Origin of the sequence: Bacillus sp. FSL E2-8900, from assembly GCF_037966225.1 — a bacterium.
Taxonomy (GTDB): domain Bacteria; phylum Bacillota; class Bacilli; order Bacillales; family Bacillaceae_G; genus Bacillus_A; species Bacillus_A cereus.
Window position 1 is genome coordinate 4,951,960 of the sequence record NZ_CP150193.1, and the last position, 21,492, is coordinate 4,973,451.

The window sequence follows — 21,492 nt, forward strand, 5'->3', positions numbered from 1 at the left end:
GTCGAATTGTGTATATTTCCATAGAACTGTGTAAATATACATTTTGTTTTACGTTAAATAATATTGCTTTGAACATAATTCTGTTTGTCTGAGAACGCGTATAGAAACGGAGGGATAACAAAAATAAATAGCTTATAACAAATACTTTTAATATTCCATTTGTTCATGTGGAATAAGTCCCCAATGGACAAATGAATGTTCAGAGGAGGAAAAATGAAAAAACTTTTTAATGTATGTTTAATTGTATTCGTACTATTTTCGCAACTTGCTAGTTTTCCATACAATCAAGTAAGAGCGGAAACCTTAACAGGAGATTCCTTATTTGACACTGTTGAAATGAAAGATGCAACGAATCATATTATTGACGAATCAAAAAATCCTAACAATTTAATAAAGATAGGATCAACCATTCAAGTAGAATACGCTTGGTCAATAAAAGATCAACAAGTTGCACACGCAAATGATACAGCAGTAGTTCAAATACCACTTGCATTAAAAGTATCTAAAGATTTGCAAGGGGATTTAGTAACAGATCAAAAAAATATTGGTCAATATTTTATAACAGCTAAAGATAATAAATTAAAATTAATATTTAATGATCAAGTAGAAAATTTGAAAGACGCTAAAGGAAAAATTAAAGTTGATACCGTGTTTAACTCAACTTTAAAACCTGGGGAAAAATCAGTTCAAATCGCTTTTCCTTTAGGAACAATGGTTCAGCCTATATCAGTTCCTGTTCAAGTAGAAAACTCTAAAGAAGATGGCACCAAACAGGATACTAATAAACAAGCGCAAGATCCAGTAACTAAACCTGTTACTGACAATCCGGAGCAAGATCCAGCAACTAAAACTGTTACTGATAATCCGGAACAAAACCCAGCAGCTAAAACTGCCACTGATAATCCGGAACAAAACCCAGCAACTAAAACTGTTACCGATAATCCGGAACAAAACCCAGCAGCTAAAACTGCCACTGATAATCCGGAACAAAACCCAGCAGCTAAAATTGCTACTGACAATCCAGAACAAAAGCTATCAAGCGACCCTGCTGAGAATACAAATTCAGGTCCAAAGCAAATAACAACAAACATTTTAACCAGTGTAAAATTGACGGATAAAGACGGAAAACCATTTACAGAGGATAACCGTCCAAGTACAGATTCCCCTGCCAATATTGAGTTTACATGGGAACTTTTAAAATCAATGAATGTGAAAAATGGAGATTACTATATTTTTGATCTTCCTAAACATTTTAAGATTTACAATACAATTAACAGTCCTTTATATGATAGTGAAAACCATCAAATTGGTAATTTTACTGTTACAAAAGATGGAAAAGTCACGATGACATTCAACGATTATGTTGAAGAGCATCCAGATGTTGCTGGTAACCTACAATTAAAGACAGAATTTAATAAAGCTGAAATTAAAGGTACAACAACACAAGAAATTCCTTTCCCGATTAAAGATAAGGATGTTTCTATTACAGTTGACTTTAAGCCTAATGTACAAACAGCTACGAATAAAAAGGGTTTACCTGATAGACCAATTAATACAAATGAAATTAATTGGAAAGTAGAGATGAACAAAACGAAAGACACCCTTAAAAACGCTGTTTTTAAAGATAACATTCCACAGGGTACAAGCTTAAATAAAGATTCTATTAAAGTTTATTATTTAGAAGTTGATGTTAATGGGAATGTAACGCGTGGTGCAGAAGCTGAGCCAACAGATTACAATATTATTTCATCAGATGGCTCAAAATTGGAGATTGCTTTCAAAGATTCTATCAATAAAGCATATCAAATCGAATATGCCACAAAAATTACTGATGAAAATATTAAAAGTTTCCGAAATAACGTTACGATAACGAGTGATAATCAAAAGCAACAAAACGCAAGTTCTACTGTAACGGTTTCTCGTGGTACACACTTAAATAAAACAAGTAAATATGATCCAAAGACGCAAACAATTGAGTGGACAATTACTTACAATGGTGATCAAAGAGAGATCAAAAAAGCAGATGCGATTTTAAAAGATATTTTTGACGATACACACGAACTAGATGCAAATTCTATTGTTGTAAAAAACGCTTCATATAATGAAAAAGGAACGCTTGTAACAGGAGACGCTGTTAATAATTACACTGTAAGTAACAAGAAGAATGGATTCGATTTACAGTTTAATGATGATATTAATAGTGCTTATGTGATTACCTATAAAACCAAGCCAACTAATAAAGTTATAGAAGATGGAAAAGTAAAAAATAAAGTTACAGCTGATAATGATTCAAGTAAAGAAAATGAAGCTAGCTTCAAGCAGCAAAATATTATTAAATCTAATAATAAAGCTGAAACAAATTATAAAGACAAAACAACAACTTGGACAATTATAGTAAATAATAACAACTATCCATTAAGCAACGCGATTATTACGGACACCTTTGATCATGGTGGATTACAATTAAAAGATAAGAAACTAGAAATTAAAGACGGAAATTATACCCTTCAAGCTGGGACTGACTATGTTTTAGATGTAACAGATAAAGGCTTCAAAATTACTCTTATAGGTACGTATCAGTCTAATATGACAAAGACATTAGTCGTAAAATATACGACAGACTTTGATTATACAAAGCTAGAAAGTGGTAAAACTTCATTTAAAAATACAGGTAACCTTTCTTGGATAGATACGGATTCTAATCCACAATCAAATAAAGTTGAAGCTAATTTCGATCCTGATACTTTCACAAAGGCAAATGGTTATAAATACGGTTCTTATAACGCCCAAACGAAGGAAATTACTTGGATAATAGGCTTTAACTATAATAATGTTGAGATTAAAGATCCTTATGTTATAGACGTAATACAAGATAAACAAAAATTAGTGCCTGGATCCATTGAAGTGCGCGATATGATTCTAAATGGAAATCCTGATAATGCACAACCTGGTAATGCTGTACCAACTGAGAAATATGAACTTGAAGAACCTACAGAGAAAAATAAAAACACCCTAAAGGTTCATTTCAAACAATCAATTAATTCACCTTACTATATTATCTTTAAAACAAGCCTTGATGGTGAACTTATCCAAGGCACCTACAAAAACGAGGCAGATTTAAAAGATGGCTCTAAAATCGTAAACACCCTTACAGGTGACACTCAAGTAAATAAAGGTGGTAGCTTCGTTACTAAAAAAGCTGTGCAAGACGACAACTATATTAATTGGAGTATCGCAATTAACGAAAGCCAATCAACCATTGCAGATGCCGTTGTAACAGATGACCCAACCGAAAATCAGGTAATTGTGGAAGATTCATTCCACTTATATCCTACAACTGTTGATCCATATGGAAATTTAACAAAAGATACAGTAAACGAATTAAAAGAAGGAACAGACTATAAACTCAAAATAACAACAGACAATAATACCGGAAAGCAACATTTCGAAATTGCCTTCTTGAAAAAAATTGATCGAGCTTATATTTTAGAATATCGCTCACTTATTAATGCAGACGATAAAGAAAAAGTAAGTAATAAAGCGAAAATCACAGGCAATAAGTTGACAGTTAAAAACACAGAAACTACTGAAACGATTGAAGTGAGAATGTCTTCTGGTTCAGGCGGAGGATCTGCTACTAAAGGCCGTGGAAACCTTGAAATTATAAAGGTAGATAACGACAATAAGAACGCACTATTAGGTGGGGCAGAATTTACTTTATACGATCGTACAGGTAAAACTGTTATCCGTAAAATTACAACAGACAAAGACGGTATCGCTAAATTTAATAATTTAAAACGCGATAAATATTTATTAAAAGAAACAAAGGCTCCTGAAGGCTATGTAATTAGCTGGGATTTAAAACAAGGGAAAATTGTTGAACTTGGTACACAAGAGACTACAACATATAAACTTGCAAATAAGAAGTTTGTCGGTAAAGTAGTTTTAACAAAGTCTGATGACCTGAATAAAAACGTCACACTGCAAGGTGCCGTTTTCACACTACTTGATAAAGACAAAAAAATAATTTCAGAACACGAAAAATTAACAACAAATAATCAAGGACAAATTACTGTAGATAATTTAAAACCAGGAACTTACTACTTACAAGAAACAACTGCTCCTGAGCATTATAAATTAGACAGTACACCTATTCAATTCACAATCAAAGAAGATCAAACAACAGTAATAAACCGAACTGCAATAAACAGTTTGATTCCAGGATCGGCCATTTTAACAAAATTCGATAAAGATGGAAAAACTTTAGCAGGTGCGGAGTTCAGTGTACGCGATCGATATAACAAAGTAATTCGTGGATATGAAAAATTAACGACAAATGATCAAGGACAAATCGAAGCAAAAGATTTACGCCCTGGAGACTATCAATTTGTCGAAGAAAAAGCACCTAAAGATTACGACATAGATAAAAAACCAATTGAGTTTACAATTATAAAAAGTCAAAAGAAAGCAGTTACTGTTACTGCGACGAATCACCTCATTAAAGGTGGTGTCACTTTAACAAAAGTCGATGATGTCGATGGCACTGCCCTTGAAGGTGCTGTATTTAAAATTGTCGATGCGAATGACGAGAAACAAGTAATTCGTGAAAATATAAAAACAGGTTCAGATGGAAAAGTTACCGTTAAAGATCTAGAGCCTGGTGTTTATAAATTTATCGAAACAGAAGCTCCTAAGGATTATACGTTAAGTACAAACCCTATCGAGTTTACAATTGATAAAAGCCAACAAGCTCTTGCTACTGTTACGGCAAATAACAGCTTAAAAACGGGCGAGGTTGAATTATTAAAAGTTGATGAGTTTGGTGAGAAAAAACCACTAGAAGGTGCTGTATTCAAACTTGTCGATACAAATAATAATGACGTTTCCCCTCACACTAACTTAACTACTGATAAACACGGTAAAGTTAAAGTTAGTAACCTACGTCCTGGTACGTATAAATTTATTGAAATAGCTGCTCCTGAACATTACGTTTTACGAGCAGAACCTATTGAATTTACAATCGATAGAAGTCAGAAAGAAACTCTACTTGTGAAAGCTGAAAATGCTTTAAAACCAGGAGATGTTGAATTAACAAAAGTTGATGATATCGATGGTACAGCTCTTGAAGGTGCTGTATTTAAAATTGTTGATGCAAATGATGAAAAGAAAGTTATTCGCGAAAATGTAAAAACTGGTGCGGATGGTAAAGCTATCGCTACTGGCTTACGCCCTGGCGATTATAAATTTATCGAAGTAACAGCACCGAAGTATTACGACAAAAATACAAAACCAATTAAATTTACGATTACAGAAAGTCAAACAACTCAGGCTACTGTTACCGCTAAAAACAGCTTAACAAAAGGCGGTATTGAGTTAACAAAAGTGAATGCTGCAGATGAAAAGGAAACACTTGAAGGTGCAGTATTTAAAATCGTTAATAGAGATACTAATGAAGATGTTCGTACGGACCTTGTTACGAATAGTAAAGGAATGCTAGTTGTAGATGACTTACGTCCTGGTAACTATAAACTTATCGAAACAAAGGCTCCAACTTATTACGATGTAAATGTAGAACCAATTGAATTTACAATCGAAAAAGGACAACAAAAACTTCTTCCACTTACATTTAAAAATAGTTTAACGAAAGGAAAAGTTAAACTGATTAAAGAAGATGATGTGGAAAGTAGTAAAGCTCTTGCCGGCGCTGTATTCACATTGCAAGACGCAACTGGCAAAGAAATTATGAAAGATTTAACAACAGATGATCACGGAGTATTAGTTATTCCTGATTTAGCACCAGGGGATTATCAATTTATCGAAACAAAAGCCCCTGAACATTATAAATTAGACAAAACACCTATTAAGTTCACAATTAAAAAAGGTAGTAAGGAAGATCTTCCTATCCCTGTTACTGTAAAAAATAGTTTACTTACAGGTGGCGTCACTTTAACAAAAGTTGATGATATTGATAGCACTACTCTTGAAGGTGCAGAATTTATAATCGTTGACGCTCATGATACTAAAAAGGTAATTCGAAAAGGTTTAACGACTGATAAAAACGGTAAAATTTCTGCTTCTGATTTACGTCCTGGAGACTATCAATTTATTGAAGTAAAAGCTCCAAAAGACTATACCTTAAGCAAAGACCCTATTCCGTTCACTATCGAAAAAAGTCAAAAAGAGAATATTACTGTTACTGCTACTAACAGTTTAAAGAAAGGTGCAGTAACATTAACAAAAATTGATGACATCGATCGTACGATGCTCGAAGGTGCAATTTTTAAGATTGTTGATATGAATGGTAAGGAAGTTCATACGAATCTCGTTACAGATAAAAACGGTAAAATTTCTGTTTCTGATTTACGCCCTGGAGACTATCAGTTCATTGAAACAAAAGCTCCTGAGCACTATGTATTAGATGAAACAACGATTCCATTTACAATTGAAAGAAGTCAAACGAAAGAGATCAATGTTACAAGCAAAAATGCTTTGAAAAACGGTAGCGTTGAACTAACAAAGATTGACGATATTGATATGAATACAAAACTTGCTAACGCCGTATTTAATTTATTAGATGCAGACGGGGAGCTAGTTGAAGAAGGCTTAAAAACAAATGATGAAGGTAAAATTGTTGTTGAAAATCTACGTCCTGGTACGTATCAATTCGTTGAAACAATTGCTCCTGAACATTACGATTTAGATAAAAAACCTATCGTATTTACAATTAAAAAGAGCCAAACTGAAACCCTTCATGTCACTGCTACAAATGCTTTAACAAAGGGTGCAGTTAAACTTTCTAAAGTAGACGATGTTGATGGCACTGTTCTTAAAGATGCAGTATTTAAAATTGTTAATATGAACGGTGATGTAGTTCATAAAAACCTTGTTACAAATGAACAAGGAATAATCGAAATTAACGACCTACGTCCTGGTGATTACCAATTCATCGAAACGAAAGCTCCTAAGCATTACGTTTTAGATGAAACACCAATCAAATTCACTATTGAAAAAGGACAGAAGAAAGATATTTCTTTAACTGCTACAAATAGCTTAAAACAAGGTAGTATCGAATTACTTAAAGTTGATGATTTAAACACTCAAACAAAACTTGCCGATGCGGTATTTAATTTACTAGATCAAGATGGCAAAGTACTTAAAACAGATTTAAAAACAAACAGTGAAGGTAAAATCGTTATCGAAAACTTACGTCCTGGTACGTATCAATTCGTTGAAATAACGGCTCCTGAACACTATGATTTAGACAAAAAACCAATTATATTTACAATTGAAAAAAGCCAAAAAGATATTGCTACCGTTACTATGGAAAATAGTTTAACAAAAGGCGGCGTGGAACTTTCTAAAGTGGATGAAGTCGATGGCACTACTCTTGAAGGCGCAGTATTTAAAATTGTGGATATGAATGGCACTGTAATTCGCAAAGATCTTGTTACGAATCAACAAGGTAAAATTAGCGTTTCTAACCTACGTCCTGGTGATTATCAATTCATCGAGACAACGGCTCCGAAACACTATGATTTAAACAAAGAGCCAATTCCATTCACAATCACAAAGAGCCAAGCTGATCCTATCTCCGTTACAGCTACAAATAGCTTAACGAAAGGCGCTGTGGAACTTTCTAAAGTTGATGATGTAGATGGTACTGCTCTTAAAGATGCGATATTTAAAATTACTGATATGAATGGTAACGACATTCGCACTGAGCTTACAACAGATGTACATGGAAAAATTTCTGTTTCTGACTTACGTCCTGGGGACTATCAGTTTATTGAAACGAAAGCTCCTGAACACTATAAATTAGATAGTACACCTATTAAGTTTACAATTAAGAAAAGCCAAAAAGAAATGCTCCAAGTTACTGCTACAAATAGCTTAACTGAGGGTGCTGTAGAATTAATAAAAGTGGATGATATAAACCCAGATACAAAACTTTCTGATGCAGTGTTTAACATCATCGATGCGAAGGGTAAAATTGTTCGTTCTGATTTAACTACTGATAAAGATGGAAAGATTTCTGTTTCTGATTTACGTCCGGGAGATTATCAGTTCATTGAAACGAAAGCTCCGAAAGATTACGATTTAAATAAAACACCTATCGATTTCACTATCGAGAGAAGTCAACTAACTCACGCTTCTGTTACTGCTAAGAACGGCCTAACAAAAGGTGGCGTGGAATTAACGAAAATTGACTCTGTAGATAAAAAAGAGATGCTAGAAGGTGCGGTATTTAAAATTACTGATATGAATGGTAACGACATTCGTACGAATTTAGTTACAAATAAAGATGGTAAAATCATCGCGAAAGACCTACAACCAGGAGACTATCAATTTATTGAAACGAAAGCTCCTAAACATTACGACTTAAATGAAGAACCAATTAAGTTCACAATCGAAAGAAGTCAAACAAAGCATGTCTTCGTTACAGCTATTAATAGCTTAACGAAAGGTAGTGTGGAGTTAATTAAAGTTGATGATGCCAAGCAAAACACAACACTTGAAGGTGCAGTATTTAAAATTGTTAATAAGGATGGACACGATGTTCGTACCGATTTAACTACTGATAAAAACGGCCGTTTAGTTGTGGATGAATTACCACCAGGAGACTATGAGTTTATTGAAACAAAAGCTCCTGAACACTATGACTTAAACGACACACCTATTAAGTTCACAGTTAAAAAAGGCCAAGAAAAAATCGCCTCTGTTACTGCTACTAACAGCTTAACTAAAGGCGCAGTTGAATTAACTAAAGTTGATGACATCGATGGTACTACTCTTGAAGGGGCTATCTTTAAAATTGTAGATATGGACGGCAAGGATGTTCGTTCTGATCTAACTACTGATAGAGATGGTAAGATTTCTGTTTCTGATTTACGTCCGGGAGATTATCAGTTCATTGAAACGAAAGCTCCTAAGCATTATGACTTAAATCAAAATCCTATCAAGTTTACTATTGAAAAGAGTCAAACTGCTAAAGCTTCTGTTACTGCTACGAATAGCTTAACGAAAGGTGCAGTTGAATTAATTAAAGTTGATGACATCGATGGCACTACTCTTAAAGGGGCTATCTTTAAAATTGTGGATATGAACGGCAAAGACGTTCGCACCGACTTAACTACTGATAAAGATGGTAAGATTTCTGTTTCTAATTTACGTCCAGGTGACTATCAGTTCATTGAAACGAAAGCTCCAACTGGCTATGATTTAAACGTTAAACCAATTCCTTTCACAATTACGAAAGGACAATCTCAGGTTACCTCTGTTACAGCCTTAAATAGTTTAACAACAGGTTCAATTGAGTTAACTAAAGTTGATATTGATCACCATGGAACACTTGAAGGTGCCATTTTCAATATTTTAGACCAAGATGGAAAAGTTATCCGAGAAGGTTTAAAAACAGATCAACACGGAAAAGTAATCGTAAATGATTTGAAACCTGGTACTTATCAATTAGTAGAAACAAAGGCTCCTAAAGGCTATCAATTAGATGCATCACCAATAAACTTTACAATTGATAAAGCCCAAGCTACGCCACTACAAATTACAGTTTCAAATAAAAAAATTGAATCTTCTTCAGGTGGAGATGACAAGCCAGTTACTCCTCCAAATAAAGAAGAAAACAAAGGCAATGAAATATCTGAGAAACACGAAAACGGAACTTCCGAAGAAACATCGAATAAAACAGATAACAAACAGCAAGATGATCGAAATACGGATAAACACCTTCCAAATACAGGTCATAAAGAAGACCCTACACAAACAGTAGGTATCCTTCTTCTACTAGCTGGATTATTAAGTATTTTGGCTACAAAACGCAAAAAAAATTATTAATAATTTTTTCACATCCAATCAATCTCCCAATTGATTGGATGTTTTTTTATACAAAAAGGACGATACATAAAGTATCGTCCTTTTAACGGGGTGAGGCTGCCCAAAAGTACGGAAAACCTTTGAACAGCCTCTTATTTTCATATGGATGCCTTACATATATCACTGATAATAATTATGAAATGCGGAAACATAATTACCATCAACTGATTCAAACATGAGAAATGAAACCCTACAGTGATTCCATTCCTCTACATAATCTAAAGTTTGGGTACACTAGATTCATGCAATGTAGGAGCTTTCAGAGTAGAAAGCGAACCTTCGTTTAAAATGATAGCATACATATCTCCCTCAAAAATATGCAAATATGCATATATCGTTTTTATTTCTCAATGTCAGAATATTGAAAAATAAAAGGTGCAAAGGTAAAATAAAATCATTATCCGTCTTCTTTTGTCAGTCAGAGAGAATAGAAGAATAGGAGAGGGAAAAATGAGAAAATCATTGAAACAAAAAATAGTAAGCTCTTTGCTTGCTGTATCACTCGCTGTTAGCTTAGCTCCAATTGGGCAAGCAAAAGCGGATTCCACGTCAGAGGTTACACAAACTCCATCTATTACAAAACAGATTGATCCAAACCGCGCGATTGAACATGTTCGTTTCTTATCTGAAACAATTGGTCCTCGCCCCGGTGGAACAAAATCCGAAGAATGGGCTTCTCGTTACATTGGTATGCAGCTTAAATCAATGGGCTATGACGTAGAATATCAACCATTTCAGGTGCCCGATCAATACGTTGGATTCATTGAATCACCACTATCAACAAAACGTAATTGGCAAGCTGGTGCTGCTCCTAATGCACTCATTTCTACAGAAGCTGTTACAGCTCCCCTTATCTTTGTTCAAGGTGGGACAAAATTAGAAGATATTCCAAATGAAGTAAACGGTAAAATTGTTTTATTTGAAAGAGGAACGACAGTTACAGACTATAATAAACAAGTTGAAAATGCTGTTAGCAAAGGTGCAAAAGGTGTTCTTTTATACAGTTTAATTGGCGGACGCGGAAATTATGGACAAACCTTCAATCCCCGCCTAACGAAAAAGCAATCTATCCCTGTCTTTGGTCTTGCTTATGCGCAAGGAAATGCATTTAAAGAAGAAATCGCTAAAAAAGGGACAACAATTCTTTCCCTAAAAGCGAGACATGAATCTAAATTAACATCTCTAAATATTATCGCCAAAAAGAAACCAAAAAAGAGTACAGGTAATGAGAAAGCAGTCGTTGTAAGCTCGCACTATGATAGTGTTGTCGGAGCACCTGGCGCAAATGATAATGCTTCTGGAACTGGATTAGTATTAGAACTAGCTCGTGCTTTTCAAAATGTAGAAACTGATAAAGAAATTCGCTTTATTACCTTTGGTTCTGAAGAAACTGGATTACTTGGTTCGGATTATTACGTGAATAGTCTATCCCAAAAAGAACGCGACCGTATTTTAGGTGTCTTTAACGCCGACATGGTTGCAACAAATTATGATAAAGCAAAGAATTTATACGCTATGACACCTGATGGCTCTACAAACTTTGTAACAGACGCTGCCTTGCAAGCAGGTAAACAACTAAATAATGACCTCGTCCTACAAGGTAAATTCGGTTCTAGTGATCATGTTCCATTTGCTGAAGCTAGTATTCCTGCTGCTCTATTCATTTGGATGGGTGTCGATAGTTGGAATCCATTAATCTATCATATTGAGAAGGTATACCATACACCTCAAGATAACGTATTAGAAAACATTTCACCTGAACGAATGAGAATGGCATTAGACGTTATCGGAACAGGAGTTTATAACTCGCTTCAAAAACCTGTTCCTCAAACTGAACAGAAAGCTGCTTAATCATTTAAAAGACCACTGATTTTATCAGTGGTCTTTTATTGAGAAAAAATATATATGCATAAAAGCATATTTTATCCTACCCATTATCGTATACAATATTAACTGTAACAAAATCGATTACAACTAATAAGGAGGCTTTTTCTATTATGAAAAAAATGATTTTAGCAGGTGCATTAACTTTAGCAGGAATTACTGGAGCTACTGCGTTTATTCCTGAAACAAAAGTCGCTGCTGCCGCTCAAGAACAAAGCTTTACAAAATTTTATTCTTTGCAAACTGGAGGTAGTTCTGAACAAGAACCTATTTTCCTTCAAAAAGGACAAGAACTAACAATTCATCCTAACAGCAAAACTCCTAGTTACAGTGTTTATGACTCAAATCATAACCTAATTGGACGTTATTCTGATGGTTACGGCCGAATTTTCACTGCAAAAACAGATGGAAATATGTATGTTCAATTTCATGCACCTTACGTTTACTATAGTCCTGTTAGTTTTTCTGTTACTTATACTATTCAATAAAAAAGAGGTCCTTTATAGGGCCCCTTTTATTTCTCTTGCCAATTCACTTTTACGAATCCATCTTTCACTTTTAATCCGCTTATATTCAATACATACTCTTCATTTGCTTTTAAAGTAACTGTAAAACTACCTTTTTTCGATTCACAGATTTCCTTTAACTCTTTTATACCTTCTCCTCGTCTTTCATACACGCTAAAGCATAAGTTCCCTCGTTTTGCATCTGTCTCATAAGAAAATGTCACTTCTGTGTCCTTCTCATACTGAAGTTCAATATCTTTACCGGCAATATCCCATGATGAGAATTTCGCCTCGTAACTTGTCTCCCCTTGCTTCTCATTTTCTAAATATATATCTCCTGCTTTCCACGCGTCATCTAACGTTTGTGCAAAAGCAAAACCACTAAGTAATACAAACATTGTACTTGCCAATATCGCAACTAATGTTACTTTCTGTTTTTTAACAAAGTTCATCTTATATTCTCCTTCAACTTTCTTTTTACTTCTTCTTACCATATATAATAAAAACCCAATAAAGAATGGCAATATAACTGCTAAAATACTCCATCCTTTGCTCATTTGATGTGCTTTAGCATCTGTATATACCCATGATGCAACACATATTAAAAGTGCTATAAAAGCTAAAAACATCGTCACTCCAGCTACTTCAAATAGTACAAACGGATTAGCGAACTCTTTCATGTAATTTATACTCCTTCTTTAAAAATGACTGTATTACAACATATATCGGAATGTATACATGCATCATAATCACAATGGCTATTAACATAGGAATTTTATAATCCAAATGAGTGACAAATTGTTCTATAACAATTGTTAACAAAACAATCCAAATGGTGTGAATACAAATCATCCATTTCCTCTCTAACTTCTGAGCCTTTCGCACGCCCTGCTTCGTGTTATTTATTAGCTCTTCGCTTGGAGCTATCTCTTCTGCTAAACTGCTCTTTATTTTCTGTTCAAATTTATCTTCCTTCATGAACGAACCCCTCCAAATGTTCTCGCATTTTCTTTTTCCCATAATTAAGCCGATACTTTACCGTACCAATCGGTATATTTAATATTTCGCTCATTTCTTTATAAGAGTATTGTTCATAATAGTAGAGTACGAGCACGGTTTTATATTTTTCATTCAATAGCTGTATAACTTCCCGTATCATTTCCGCTTCCACTTTTTGAATAAATTCTTCTGATATATTCACATCATCTGCGAAATCTATTTCTTCACCATCCTCTTTATGAAACAAATCCAATATTCGATCTTTCCACCTTTTTTTCTTACGATAAAAATCATAAAACGTATGAACACAAATTGTAGTAATCCATTTTTTATAATTCTCCACGTAAGAAAGTTGGTGCCGCGATGAAAAAACTTTTATCCATGTCTCTTGAAAAATATCTTCCGCGTCTTCTTTCGTCTTTGCTAACTTATAGCATAAGGAATATATTTGCTTCTTATATATATCAATTAATTCTTCTACCTTTTCTTCCATCATAAGCCTCCTGTCATTTATATAAGACGACGCAAATTCCCTTTTTGTTTGATAAAATTTTATTTTTTTATTATCTCCACATAAAAAGGCAATCACAACATCGTGTGATTGCCTTTTATTTAAAAACGAAAGTCCGCTTCCGCTTTTCTTTATTGTCCAGCTCCAGCGGCTAGAATACTCGGTGGCTTCGCGCCTTCCTCCGAGGCAAAGTACGCCTTTCTGTCAGGAGCTCCATCCCCCTCCTATTCTAAACGAGCCGCTTCCGCTTTTCTTTATTACATTTTTTCTGGTGCAGATACTCCTACAATTGCTAATGCATTTTGAAGTGTAGTGCGTACTGCTTTCATTAACTCGTAACGAGCTTTACTTAATTCTAAATTATCTTGGTTTAATACTTTTTCTGCATTGTAGAAGCTGTGTAATGTTGCTGCTAATTCAAATGCATAGTTTGTAATACGGTGTGGTAGACGTTTTTGTGCTGCATCCGCAACTACCGCTGGGAATTCACCAAGTTTTTTCAGTAACTCTACTTCTTTTTCAGAAGTAACAAGTTTGTAGTTCACATCTCCGCCTGTAGCTAATCCTAATTCTTCACCTTGGCGAAGGATGCTGCATACGCGAGCGTGAGCGTATTGTGCATAGTATACTGGGTTTTCATTAGATTTTGATACAGCTAAGTCCATATCGAAGTCTAAATGAGAGTCACCGCTACGCATTGCGAAGAAGTAACGCATTGCGTCCACGCCTACTTCTTCCATAAGCTCACGAAGTGTAACTGCTTTACCCGTACGCTTACTCATCTTCATTTTTTCACCATTTTGGTATAGTTGTACCATTTGGATGATTTCTACTTCAAGCGTGTCTTTATCGTAACCAAGTGCTTGAATAGCAGCTTTCATACGTGGAATATAACCGTGATGGTCAGCACCCCAAATGTTAATTAACTTATCGAAACCACGCTCTAATTTATCACGATGATACGCGATATCTGGCGTTAAGTATGTGTAAGAACCATCATTTTTAATTAATACACGGTTTTTATCGTCACCGTAAGTCATTGAACGGAACCAAGTTGCACCGTCTTCTTCAAAGATCTCATCGCGCTCTTTTAATACAGCAAGTGCTTGATCAATTTTCCCGTTTTTGTATAATGATGTTTCTGAGAACCATACATCAAATTTAACGCGGAAGCTTTCTAAGTCTTTTTGAAGTTTTGCTAATTCATATTTTAAACCGTACTCACGGTAGAATTCATAGCTTTCTTTTTCATCAGCTTTCGCATAACGATCACCGAATTCTTCTGCTAAACGTTTACCAATTCCAATGATATCCGCACCATGGTATCCGTCTTCTGGCATTTCTTTTTCTAAGCCTAAAGCTTGCATGTAACGAGCTTCAACAGAAAGAGCTAAGTTATGAATTTGGTTACCAGCGTCATTAATGTAGTACTCACGAGATACATCGTATCCTGCTTTTGCTAATAGGTTACATAAAGTGTCACCTACTGCCGCACCGCGTGCATGTCCTAAGTGAAGGTCACCTGTTGGATTCGCAGATACGAACTCAACTTGTACTTTTTCACCTTTACCAGTATTCGTTTCACCGTAAGCTTCACCAGCGCTTACGATTGTTGGAATTAAATCTGTTAAGTAGCTATTATCCATATAGAAGTTAATAAAACCAGGACCAGCGATTTCGATTTTTTCAATAGAAGCTTTTGCTTTATCGAAGTTTGCAACTAGTTCTTCTGCAATCATACGAGGTGCTTTTTTCGCAACGCGTGCAAGTTGCATTGCCATATTTGTAGAGAAGTCACCATTTGTTTTATCTTTTGGAGATTCTAATACAACGTTTGGAATTTGTTCTTCTGTCGCTAATTCTGCCTTTAATACAGCAGCCTGAATTTCTTCTTTAATCAATCCTTTTACCTGTTCTAAGGAATTCATTATTTTGCCTCCTTCAAATTAATTGTAATAGTATATCTGCCAGCTTCTTGTTCACTTAGAAGCAATGCGTACGTTAAGAAGAGTTGTCCTTTTTTCTTTTCATCCGACCATTTAAAAAGAACGTTATCAGTCTTTGTTTGCAATGCAAACGTACCAAGTTCACTCGTATACGTACCAGTTGTCCATTCACCTTTCACATGCGTCTGACGCATAGAAACAGCACCTGAACGCATAATGAGAACTTGTTCATCTTGAATTTTAATAATTGTTTTCACTTCGCCTTGTTCGTTCGGCTCCTGGAATGTTACATATGTACCTTGACCTTTTACATAGTATTGACCATTTGCTTCAAAAGCAACGGTTTCCTTCCTCGCCCCTTCACGGATTTCTGTTACGAAATGAACGTGTACCGGCAAGCCTGCAAGTTGTTTCTCCACGTCTTGCACACCTTTCAAATGTTATAGATATTAAATACTACTTATAATAAATCACTTTTCCTATCATATCAAAAAAAGACTCTGTCTGTCTGCTGAAAAATCAGGAAAACTCCATTTCAAAAAATAATTCACTTCTACTTTATTTCATATGATAAAATATTTTTTAAATCTAAATATTCTTTCAATTAAAGAGGTGAATGTAGTGATACCAACAAAGTTAAAAAAGGGTGCTGAAATACGAGTGATTTCACCATCGTGTAGTTTAAGTATTGTTTCAAATGAAAATAGAAAACTTGCTATAAAAAGATTAACTGACATGGGCTTTCAAGTTACATTCTCAAAATATGCTGATGAGATAGATCGATTTGCTTCCTCCTCTATTTCTTCCCGCATTCAAGACCTCCATGAAGCATTTCGAGACCCTAATGTAAAAGCTATTTTGACTACACTTGGCGGATACAACTCAAATGGTTTATTGAAACATCTCGATTATGATTTAATTCGTGAAAACCCGAAATTTTTCTGTGGTTATTCTGATATTACTGCCTTAAATAATGCAATTTACGCAAAAACAGGGCTTGTTACATACTCAGGACCCCATTTCTCTTCGTTTGGAATGGAGAAAGGGCTCGGGTATACAACCGATTACTTTTTAAAGTGCTTAACTTCTAATGAGCCTATTGAAGTCCTTCCATCTGAAACATGGAGCGATGATTCTTGGTATATAGATCAGGAAAATCGAGAATTTATTAAAAATGAAGGATATGTTTCAATTCAAGAAGGAGAAGCTACGGGAGATATTATCGGTGGCAATATGAGCACATTTAACTTACTGCAAGGTACACCATATATGCCAAATTTAAAGGAGAAAATTTTATTTATTGAAGAAGATAGTTTAACTGGAACATCTACTCTTAAAACTTTTGATCGTTATTTACATTCCCTTATGCAGCAGCAAGGTTTTGAATACATAAAGGGAATCGTTATAGGAAAGATGCAAAAAGGTGCAGAATGTACGATAGAAGACATTCAAGAAATGATTGCTTCAAAACCTGAACTTGCACATATCCCTATCATTGCAAACGCAAGTTTCGGGCATACAACCCCGATTTTCACTTTTCCAATTGGTGGACGTGCAAAAATTATTTCTCACAAAGAGAAGACATCTATCACTATTTTAACGTACTAAAAAAGGAGCGAATGAGTCGCTCCTTTTATGGTTTTTCTATTTTTTCCAACGCTTTTTGCGGAATGGATTCTTTCGGGATTTCAGCCCATCCTTTTCCTTGCATACCTTTTGCATAAATTTTTATAAACGCCCCCGTATGCAATTCACGGTTCATCATTCTTTTAATAACCTGTAACTTTCCATCTTCTGTATACCCTTTAAAAGTATACAAGTATTCTCCGTCTTTTTTCTCACCTTTATCTATAACCGCATAATAATCTTGTATTTCTTTATTTGAAAAGAAGTTGTCTACAAAAGCATGTACACCTTCTGTTTTTGTGTTCAAATAATACGCTGTTCCACCTAGAATAATGGCGAATACAGCTAAAACTTTAATTACCAATTTCATACATGAACCTCCTGTTTGCACTTCTTTCTCGCTAGTATTATATCTATACTTGTATTATACGGAAAAGAGCATACTATACTCTATCTAAAAGTCTTACACTTTCCTTACATTATTGTAAGGGATTTTTTCTTACAGCCAGTTCCCAAGAAAAAATTTTTCCGTTTCATACACTTTTATATTATTATTGAATGATACGAATTTTTATTACAAAAATCAAAGGAGACAGTTTTCAAATGGCTATCTTGCAAGGTTTAGCACTATTACTTGTTGTACTTTGTCTATTTACACTTTTCAGTTACCGTGCGCCTTACGGAATGAAGGCGATGGGTGCTTTAGCTAATGCAGCAATTGCAAGTTTTCTTATTGAAGCATTTCACCGTTATATAGGTGGAGAAATGTTTCATAATGACTTTTTACAATCAGTAGGAGAAGCTTCCGGTAGTATGAGCGGTGTCGCAGCAGCGATTTTAGTCGCATTAGCAATCGGTGTTTCCCCCGTATATGCTGTTTTAATTGGTATCGCTACTAGTGGATTCGGTATTTTACCAGGATTTTTCGCTGGATACGTTTGTGCCTTCGTCGTGAAATTTCTCGAAAAGAAATTACCAGCTGGTGTGGAATTTTTAGCAATCCTATTTATCGCTGCACCAATCTCACGCGGAATGGCAATGCTTATGGATCCGCTCGTTAACGCCACACTTGGTAAAATCGGTTCTATGATTTCAGTTGCAACTACAGAAAGTCCTATCATTATGGGTATTATGCTTGGTGGATTAATAACAGTTATTTCTACCTCTCCACTGAGTTCTATGGCACTAACTGCAATGCTTGGATTAACAGGTTTACCAATGGCAATTGGTAGTCTGGCTGTAGCAGCTTCAGCCCCAATGAACTTTATTTTCTTTAAACGATTAAAAATTTGTTCAAAGAAAGATACAATTGCTGTAGCAATCGAGCCTTTAACACAAGCCGATGTTGTTTCAGCAAATCCGATTCCAATTTATGCGACAAACTTCGTTGGCGGTGCACTTGCTGGTATTATTACCTCTCTGTTCCAGCTCGTTAATAATGCACCAGGAACAGCATCACCCATCCCAGGACTTCTTGTCTTATTCGGATTTAATGACGTTGTAAAAGTAACAATTGCTGCTATATTATGTGGAATCGTTACCACTATTGTCGGATACATCGGATCTATTGTGTTCCGTAAATATCCGATCCGCTCTGCTGATGAAATTCGCGGAGTTACTTCGGAAGAGAAGGTTGCATAAGAAAAAGAGCTATTCCCATCGTTTAGGAATAGCTCTTTTTTGTGTCGCATAACGGTAAATGAAATTATATCAGCGATTTTTTTAATATATCGACTTACCGACATATAACGACAAAATAAGAGCCCTCTAATCATATAGGGGGCTCTTACTTTATCTAGCTGCATCGGCTAGAATGATCGGTGGCTTCGCTTCTTCCTTCGAGGCAAAAAGCGCCTCTACGTCTGAAGCTCCATCCCCCTCATATTCTGAGCGAGCCGCTTCCGCTTTTATTTCATCCAGTTACACCTCCTAGGCCCTTACGTCTAAGAACCTTCTCTGCCAAAAGGTAAAAAGCACCTTTTGCAGGAAAGAACCTTAGCCACCGGGCCTAAACAGTCGGCTTCACTTTTATTTTATCTAGCTGCATCGGCTAGAATGATCGATGGCTTCGCTTCTTCCTTCGAGGCAAAAAACGCCTCTATGTCTGAAGCTCCATCCCCCTCACATTCTGGGCGAGCCGATTCCGCTTTTACTTCACCCAACCGAGTAGCATTTCCCGCACGAATTTGCTTGCTGCGACTGGTGTTTGATCACTATGGTCGTAGACTGGAGCTACTTCTACCAAGTCTGCTCCAACTACATTTATATTTGAATTTGCAATTGCTACGATGGAATCTAATAATTCTTTAGATGTGATACCGCCAGCTTCTAACGTTCCTGTTCCTGGAGCGTGAGCTGGGTCTAATACATCAATGTCGATTGTGACATAGACTGGGCGGCCAGCAAGTTTCGGTAATACTTCTTTTAACGGTTCTAATACGTCAAATTTGTATAAGTTCATACCTACTTCTTTCGCCCATTCAAATTCTTCCTTCATTCCAGAACGAATTCCGAAAGAATATACGTTTTCCGGACCAATTAAATCACACACTTTACGAATTGGTGTAGAGTGGGATAAAGGCTCCCCTTCATACGATTCACGTAAATCAGTATGAGCATCCATGTGGATGATTGCTAAATCCGGATATTTTTTTGCCATTGCCTTAAAAATTGGCCAAGACACTAGGTGCTCACCGCCGAGACCTAGTGGAAACTTATCGGCATCTAAAAGTTTTGATACATACTCTTCAATCATGTCTAAGCTGCGTTGTGCGTTTCCGAATGGTAATGGGATATCACCCGCATCAAAATATTTTACCTCTTCTAGTTCACGATCTAAATACGGGCTATATTCTTCAAGACCGATTGATACTTCACGAATACGTGCAGGGCCAAAACGAGATCCCGGACGGTAACTTACTGTCCAATCCATAGGCATCCCATAAATAACTACCTTTGACTCTTCAAAACTTGGATGACTTTTAATAAATACTTTACCTGAATAAGCTTCATCAAAACGCATATTCTTTTCCTCCTTATGTGGAACTTAAGGTATCCCAACCTTTCACTATTTCTCAAATTTGGAGCGAATTGCTCCTCTTTCTCGATTTACCGGGTCTTCTTTTTAACAACAAGAAGACGATTTTCTCTACAGAAGTGTAAGTAGCTAGCATGTTCAAGTCTTCTGGACAAACACCTTAAATGAGCTACTTACACTTTATTTGTTTGATACAATTCTCTTACTTAATTAAATCGCCAACAAATTTCGGTAATGCGAATGCTGCATTGTGTAATTCTTTTGTGTAGTATTTCGTTTCGATTTCGTGGAAACGCTCTTCACTTACTTCTAATGGATCATGTTTTTTAGATCCAATTGTGAACGTCCAAAGACCACTTGGGTAAGTTGGAATGTTTGCTGTGTATAAACGAGTGATTGGGAAGATCTCTTTTACGTCTTTAAACACAGTTGTAATTAGTTCTGGTGTAAACCAAGGGTTGTCCGTTTGTGCAACGAAAATACCATCTTCTTTTAACGCTTTTGAAATTCCAGCGTAGAAGCCTTTTGTAAATAGGTTTACTGCTGGTCCTACTGGCTCAGTAGAATCTACCATAATTACATCGTATTCATTTTCGCTTTCTGCGATATGTAGGAAACCGTCTCCTACTTTTACTTCTACACGCTCATTATCTAATGCGCCTGCAATTGATGGTAAGTATTGTTTAGAGTACTCAATTACTTTTCCATCGATTTCAACAAGAGTTGCTTTCTTTACACTTGGGTGTTTTAACACTTCACGAATAACACCACCATCACCGCCACCAACAACTAATACGTTTTCAGGGTTTGGATGTGTAAATAAAGGTACGTGTGCTACCATTTCGTGATAAACGAACTCGTCCTTTTCTGTTGTCATAACCATGCCATCTAAAATAAGCATGTTTCCGAACTCTTCCGTTTCGACCATATCAAGTTTTTGGAATTCTGTTTGCTCCGTATGTAATGTGCGGTTAATACGCGCCGTAATCCCAAAATGTTTTGTTTGTTTCTCAGTGAACCATAGTTCCATCGTACAATCACGCCTTTCAATGCAAATTTATAATAGGGACATCATTAATGTCCCCTAACAAAAATAAA

13 protein-coding genes are annotated in these 21,492 nt (G+C 35.6%); 5 read left to right on the top strand and 8 right to left on the bottom strand.

The genetic code is table 11. The features are described 5' to 3' along the window. Positions 1-213 precede the first annotated feature (213 nt). From NST90_RS25435 to NST90_RS25445, 3 genes are all read left to right on the top strand, one after another. Complete coding sequence (locus NST90_RS25435) at positions 214-9,846, top strand: SpaA isopeptide-forming pilin-related protein (RefSeq protein WP_141547934.1); 9,633 nt, start codon at positions 214-216, stop codon at positions 9,844-9,846. 489 nt (positions 9,847-10,335) lie between these two features. After that, complete coding sequence (locus NST90_RS25440) at positions 10,336-11,736, top strand: M28 family metallopeptidase (protein ID WP_088867988.1); 1,401 nt, start codon at positions 10,336-10,338, stop codon at positions 11,734-11,736. 146 nt (positions 11,737-11,882) lie between these two features. Then, entirely contained in the window at positions 11,883-12,257 is a 375-nt protein-coding gene (locus NST90_RS25445) for a hypothetical protein (RefSeq protein ID WP_000738221.1), read from the top strand. A 26-nt stretch (positions 12,258-12,283) separates the two neighbouring features. On the opposite strand, the gene NST90_RS25450 is transcribed toward NST90_RS25445, so the two are convergent. The 5 genes from NST90_RS25450 to NST90_RS25470 form a co-directional block, all read right to left on the bottom strand. Continuing rightward, a complete protein-coding gene (locus NST90_RS25450) occupies positions 12,284-12,955 on the bottom strand; it encodes a hypothetical protein (protein ID WP_025709663.1) in 672 nt (223 codons plus the stop codon). Beyond that, positions 12,939-13,253: a hypothetical protein gene (locus NST90_RS25455; RefSeq protein ID WP_025709662.1), complete on the bottom strand. Its 315-nt coding sequence runs from the start codon at positions 13,251-13,253 to the stop codon at positions 12,939-12,941. Before NST90_RS25455 ends, NST90_RS25450 begins: the two co-directional genes overlap by 17 nt. Further along, positions 13,240-13,767, bottom strand: a complete 528-nt coding sequence (locus NST90_RS25460) for an RNA polymerase sigma factor (protein ID WP_049106874.1) — start codon at positions 13,765-13,767, stop codon at positions 13,240-13,242. The genes NST90_RS25455 and NST90_RS25460 overlap by 14 nt, the downstream gene beginning before the upstream one ends. Before the next feature lie 275 nt (positions 13,768-14,042). Beyond that, a complete protein-coding gene (gene argS / locus NST90_RS25465) occupies positions 14,043-15,713 on the bottom strand; it encodes an arginine--tRNA ligase (RefSeq protein ID WP_001086468.1) in 1,671 nt (556 codons plus the stop codon). After that, entirely contained in the window at positions 15,713-16,150 is a 438-nt protein-coding gene (locus NST90_RS25470; protein ID WP_000414867.1) for a DUF1934 domain-containing protein, read from the bottom strand. Before NST90_RS25470 ends, argS begins: the two co-directional genes overlap by 1 nt. Positions 16,151-16,352: 202 nt before the next feature. Between NST90_RS25470 and NST90_RS25475 the strand changes: the two genes are divergently transcribed. Then, positions 16,353-17,339: a S66 peptidase family protein gene (locus NST90_RS25475; RefSeq protein ID WP_006922030.1), complete on the top strand. Its 987-nt coding sequence runs from the start codon at positions 16,353-16,355 to the stop codon at positions 17,337-17,339. A 25-nt stretch (positions 17,340-17,364) separates the two neighbouring features. Here the strand turns inward: NST90_RS25475 and NST90_RS25480 are convergent, their stop codons facing one another. After that, positions 17,365-17,727, bottom strand: coding sequence for a YxeA family protein (locus tag NST90_RS25480; RefSeq protein ID WP_000779921.1), 363 nt, complete (start codon positions 17,725-17,727; stop codon positions 17,365-17,367). 233 nt (positions 17,728-17,960) lie between these two features. Between NST90_RS25480 and NST90_RS25485 the strand changes: the two genes are divergently transcribed. Further along, positions 17,961-18,998, top strand: coding sequence for a PTS sugar transporter subunit IIC (locus NST90_RS25485; protein ID WP_000996319.1), 1,038 nt, complete (start codon positions 17,961-17,963; stop codon positions 18,996-18,998). Between the two features lie 508 nt (positions 18,999-19,506). On the opposite strand, the gene speB is transcribed toward NST90_RS25485, so the two are convergent. Beyond that, positions 19,507-20,379: an agmatinase gene (speB, locus tag NST90_RS25490; protein WP_001209831.1), complete on the bottom strand. Its 873-nt coding sequence runs from the start codon at positions 20,377-20,379 to the stop codon at positions 19,507-19,509. A 217-nt stretch (positions 20,380-20,596) separates the two neighbouring features. Continuing rightward, on the bottom strand, positions 20,597-21,424 hold the full coding sequence (gene speE / locus NST90_RS25495) for a polyamine aminopropyltransferase (RefSeq protein ID WP_000424696.1): 828 nt from the start codon (positions 21,422-21,424) through the stop codon (positions 20,597-20,599). Positions 21,425-21,492: the final 68 nt, after the last annotated feature.

What these genes read in the sequence shown, in the direction of transcription:
- NST90_RS25435 (WP_141547934.1), top strand. Translation starts at nt 214, where the DNA reads ATGAAAAAACTTTTTAATGTATGTTTAATTGTATTCGTACTATTTTCG.
- NST90_RS25440 (WP_088867988.1), top strand. Translation starts at nt 10,336, where the DNA reads ATGAGAAAATCATTGAAACAAAAAATAGTAAGCTCTTTGCTTGCTGTA.
- NST90_RS25445 (WP_000738221.1), top strand. Translation starts at nt 11,883, where the DNA reads ATGAAAAAAATGATTTTAGCAGGTGCATTAACTTTAGCAGGAATTACT.
- NST90_RS25450 (WP_025709663.1), bottom strand. Translation starts at nt 12,955, where the DNA reads ATGAAAGAGTTCGCTAATCCGTTTGTACTATTTGAAGTAGCTGGAGTG.
- NST90_RS25455 (WP_025709662.1), bottom strand. Translation starts at nt 13,253, where the DNA reads ATGAAGGAAGATAAATTTGAACAGAAAATAAAGAGCAGTTTAGCAGAA.
- NST90_RS25460 (WP_049106874.1), bottom strand. Translation starts at nt 13,767, where the DNA reads ATGGAAGAAAAGGTAGAAGAATTAATTGATATATATAAGAAGCAAATA.
- argS (WP_001086468.1), bottom strand. Translation starts at nt 15,713, where the DNA reads ATGAATTCCTTAGAACAGGTAAAAGGATTGATTAAAGAAGAAATTCAG.
- NST90_RS25480 (WP_000779921.1), bottom strand. Translation starts at nt 17,727, where the DNA reads ATGAAATTGGTAATTAAAGTTTTAGCTGTATTCGCCATTATTCTAGGT.
- NST90_RS25485 (WP_000996319.1), top strand. Translation starts at nt 17,961, where the DNA reads ATGGCTATCTTGCAAGGTTTAGCACTATTACTTGTTGTACTTTGTCTA.
- speB (WP_001209831.1), bottom strand. Translation starts at nt 20,379, where the DNA reads ATGCGTTTTGATGAAGCTTATTCAGGTAAAGTATTTATTAAAAGTCAT.
- speE (WP_000424696.1), bottom strand. Translation starts at nt 21,424, where the DNA reads ATGGAACTATGGTTCACTGAGAAACAAACAAAACATTTTGGGATTACG.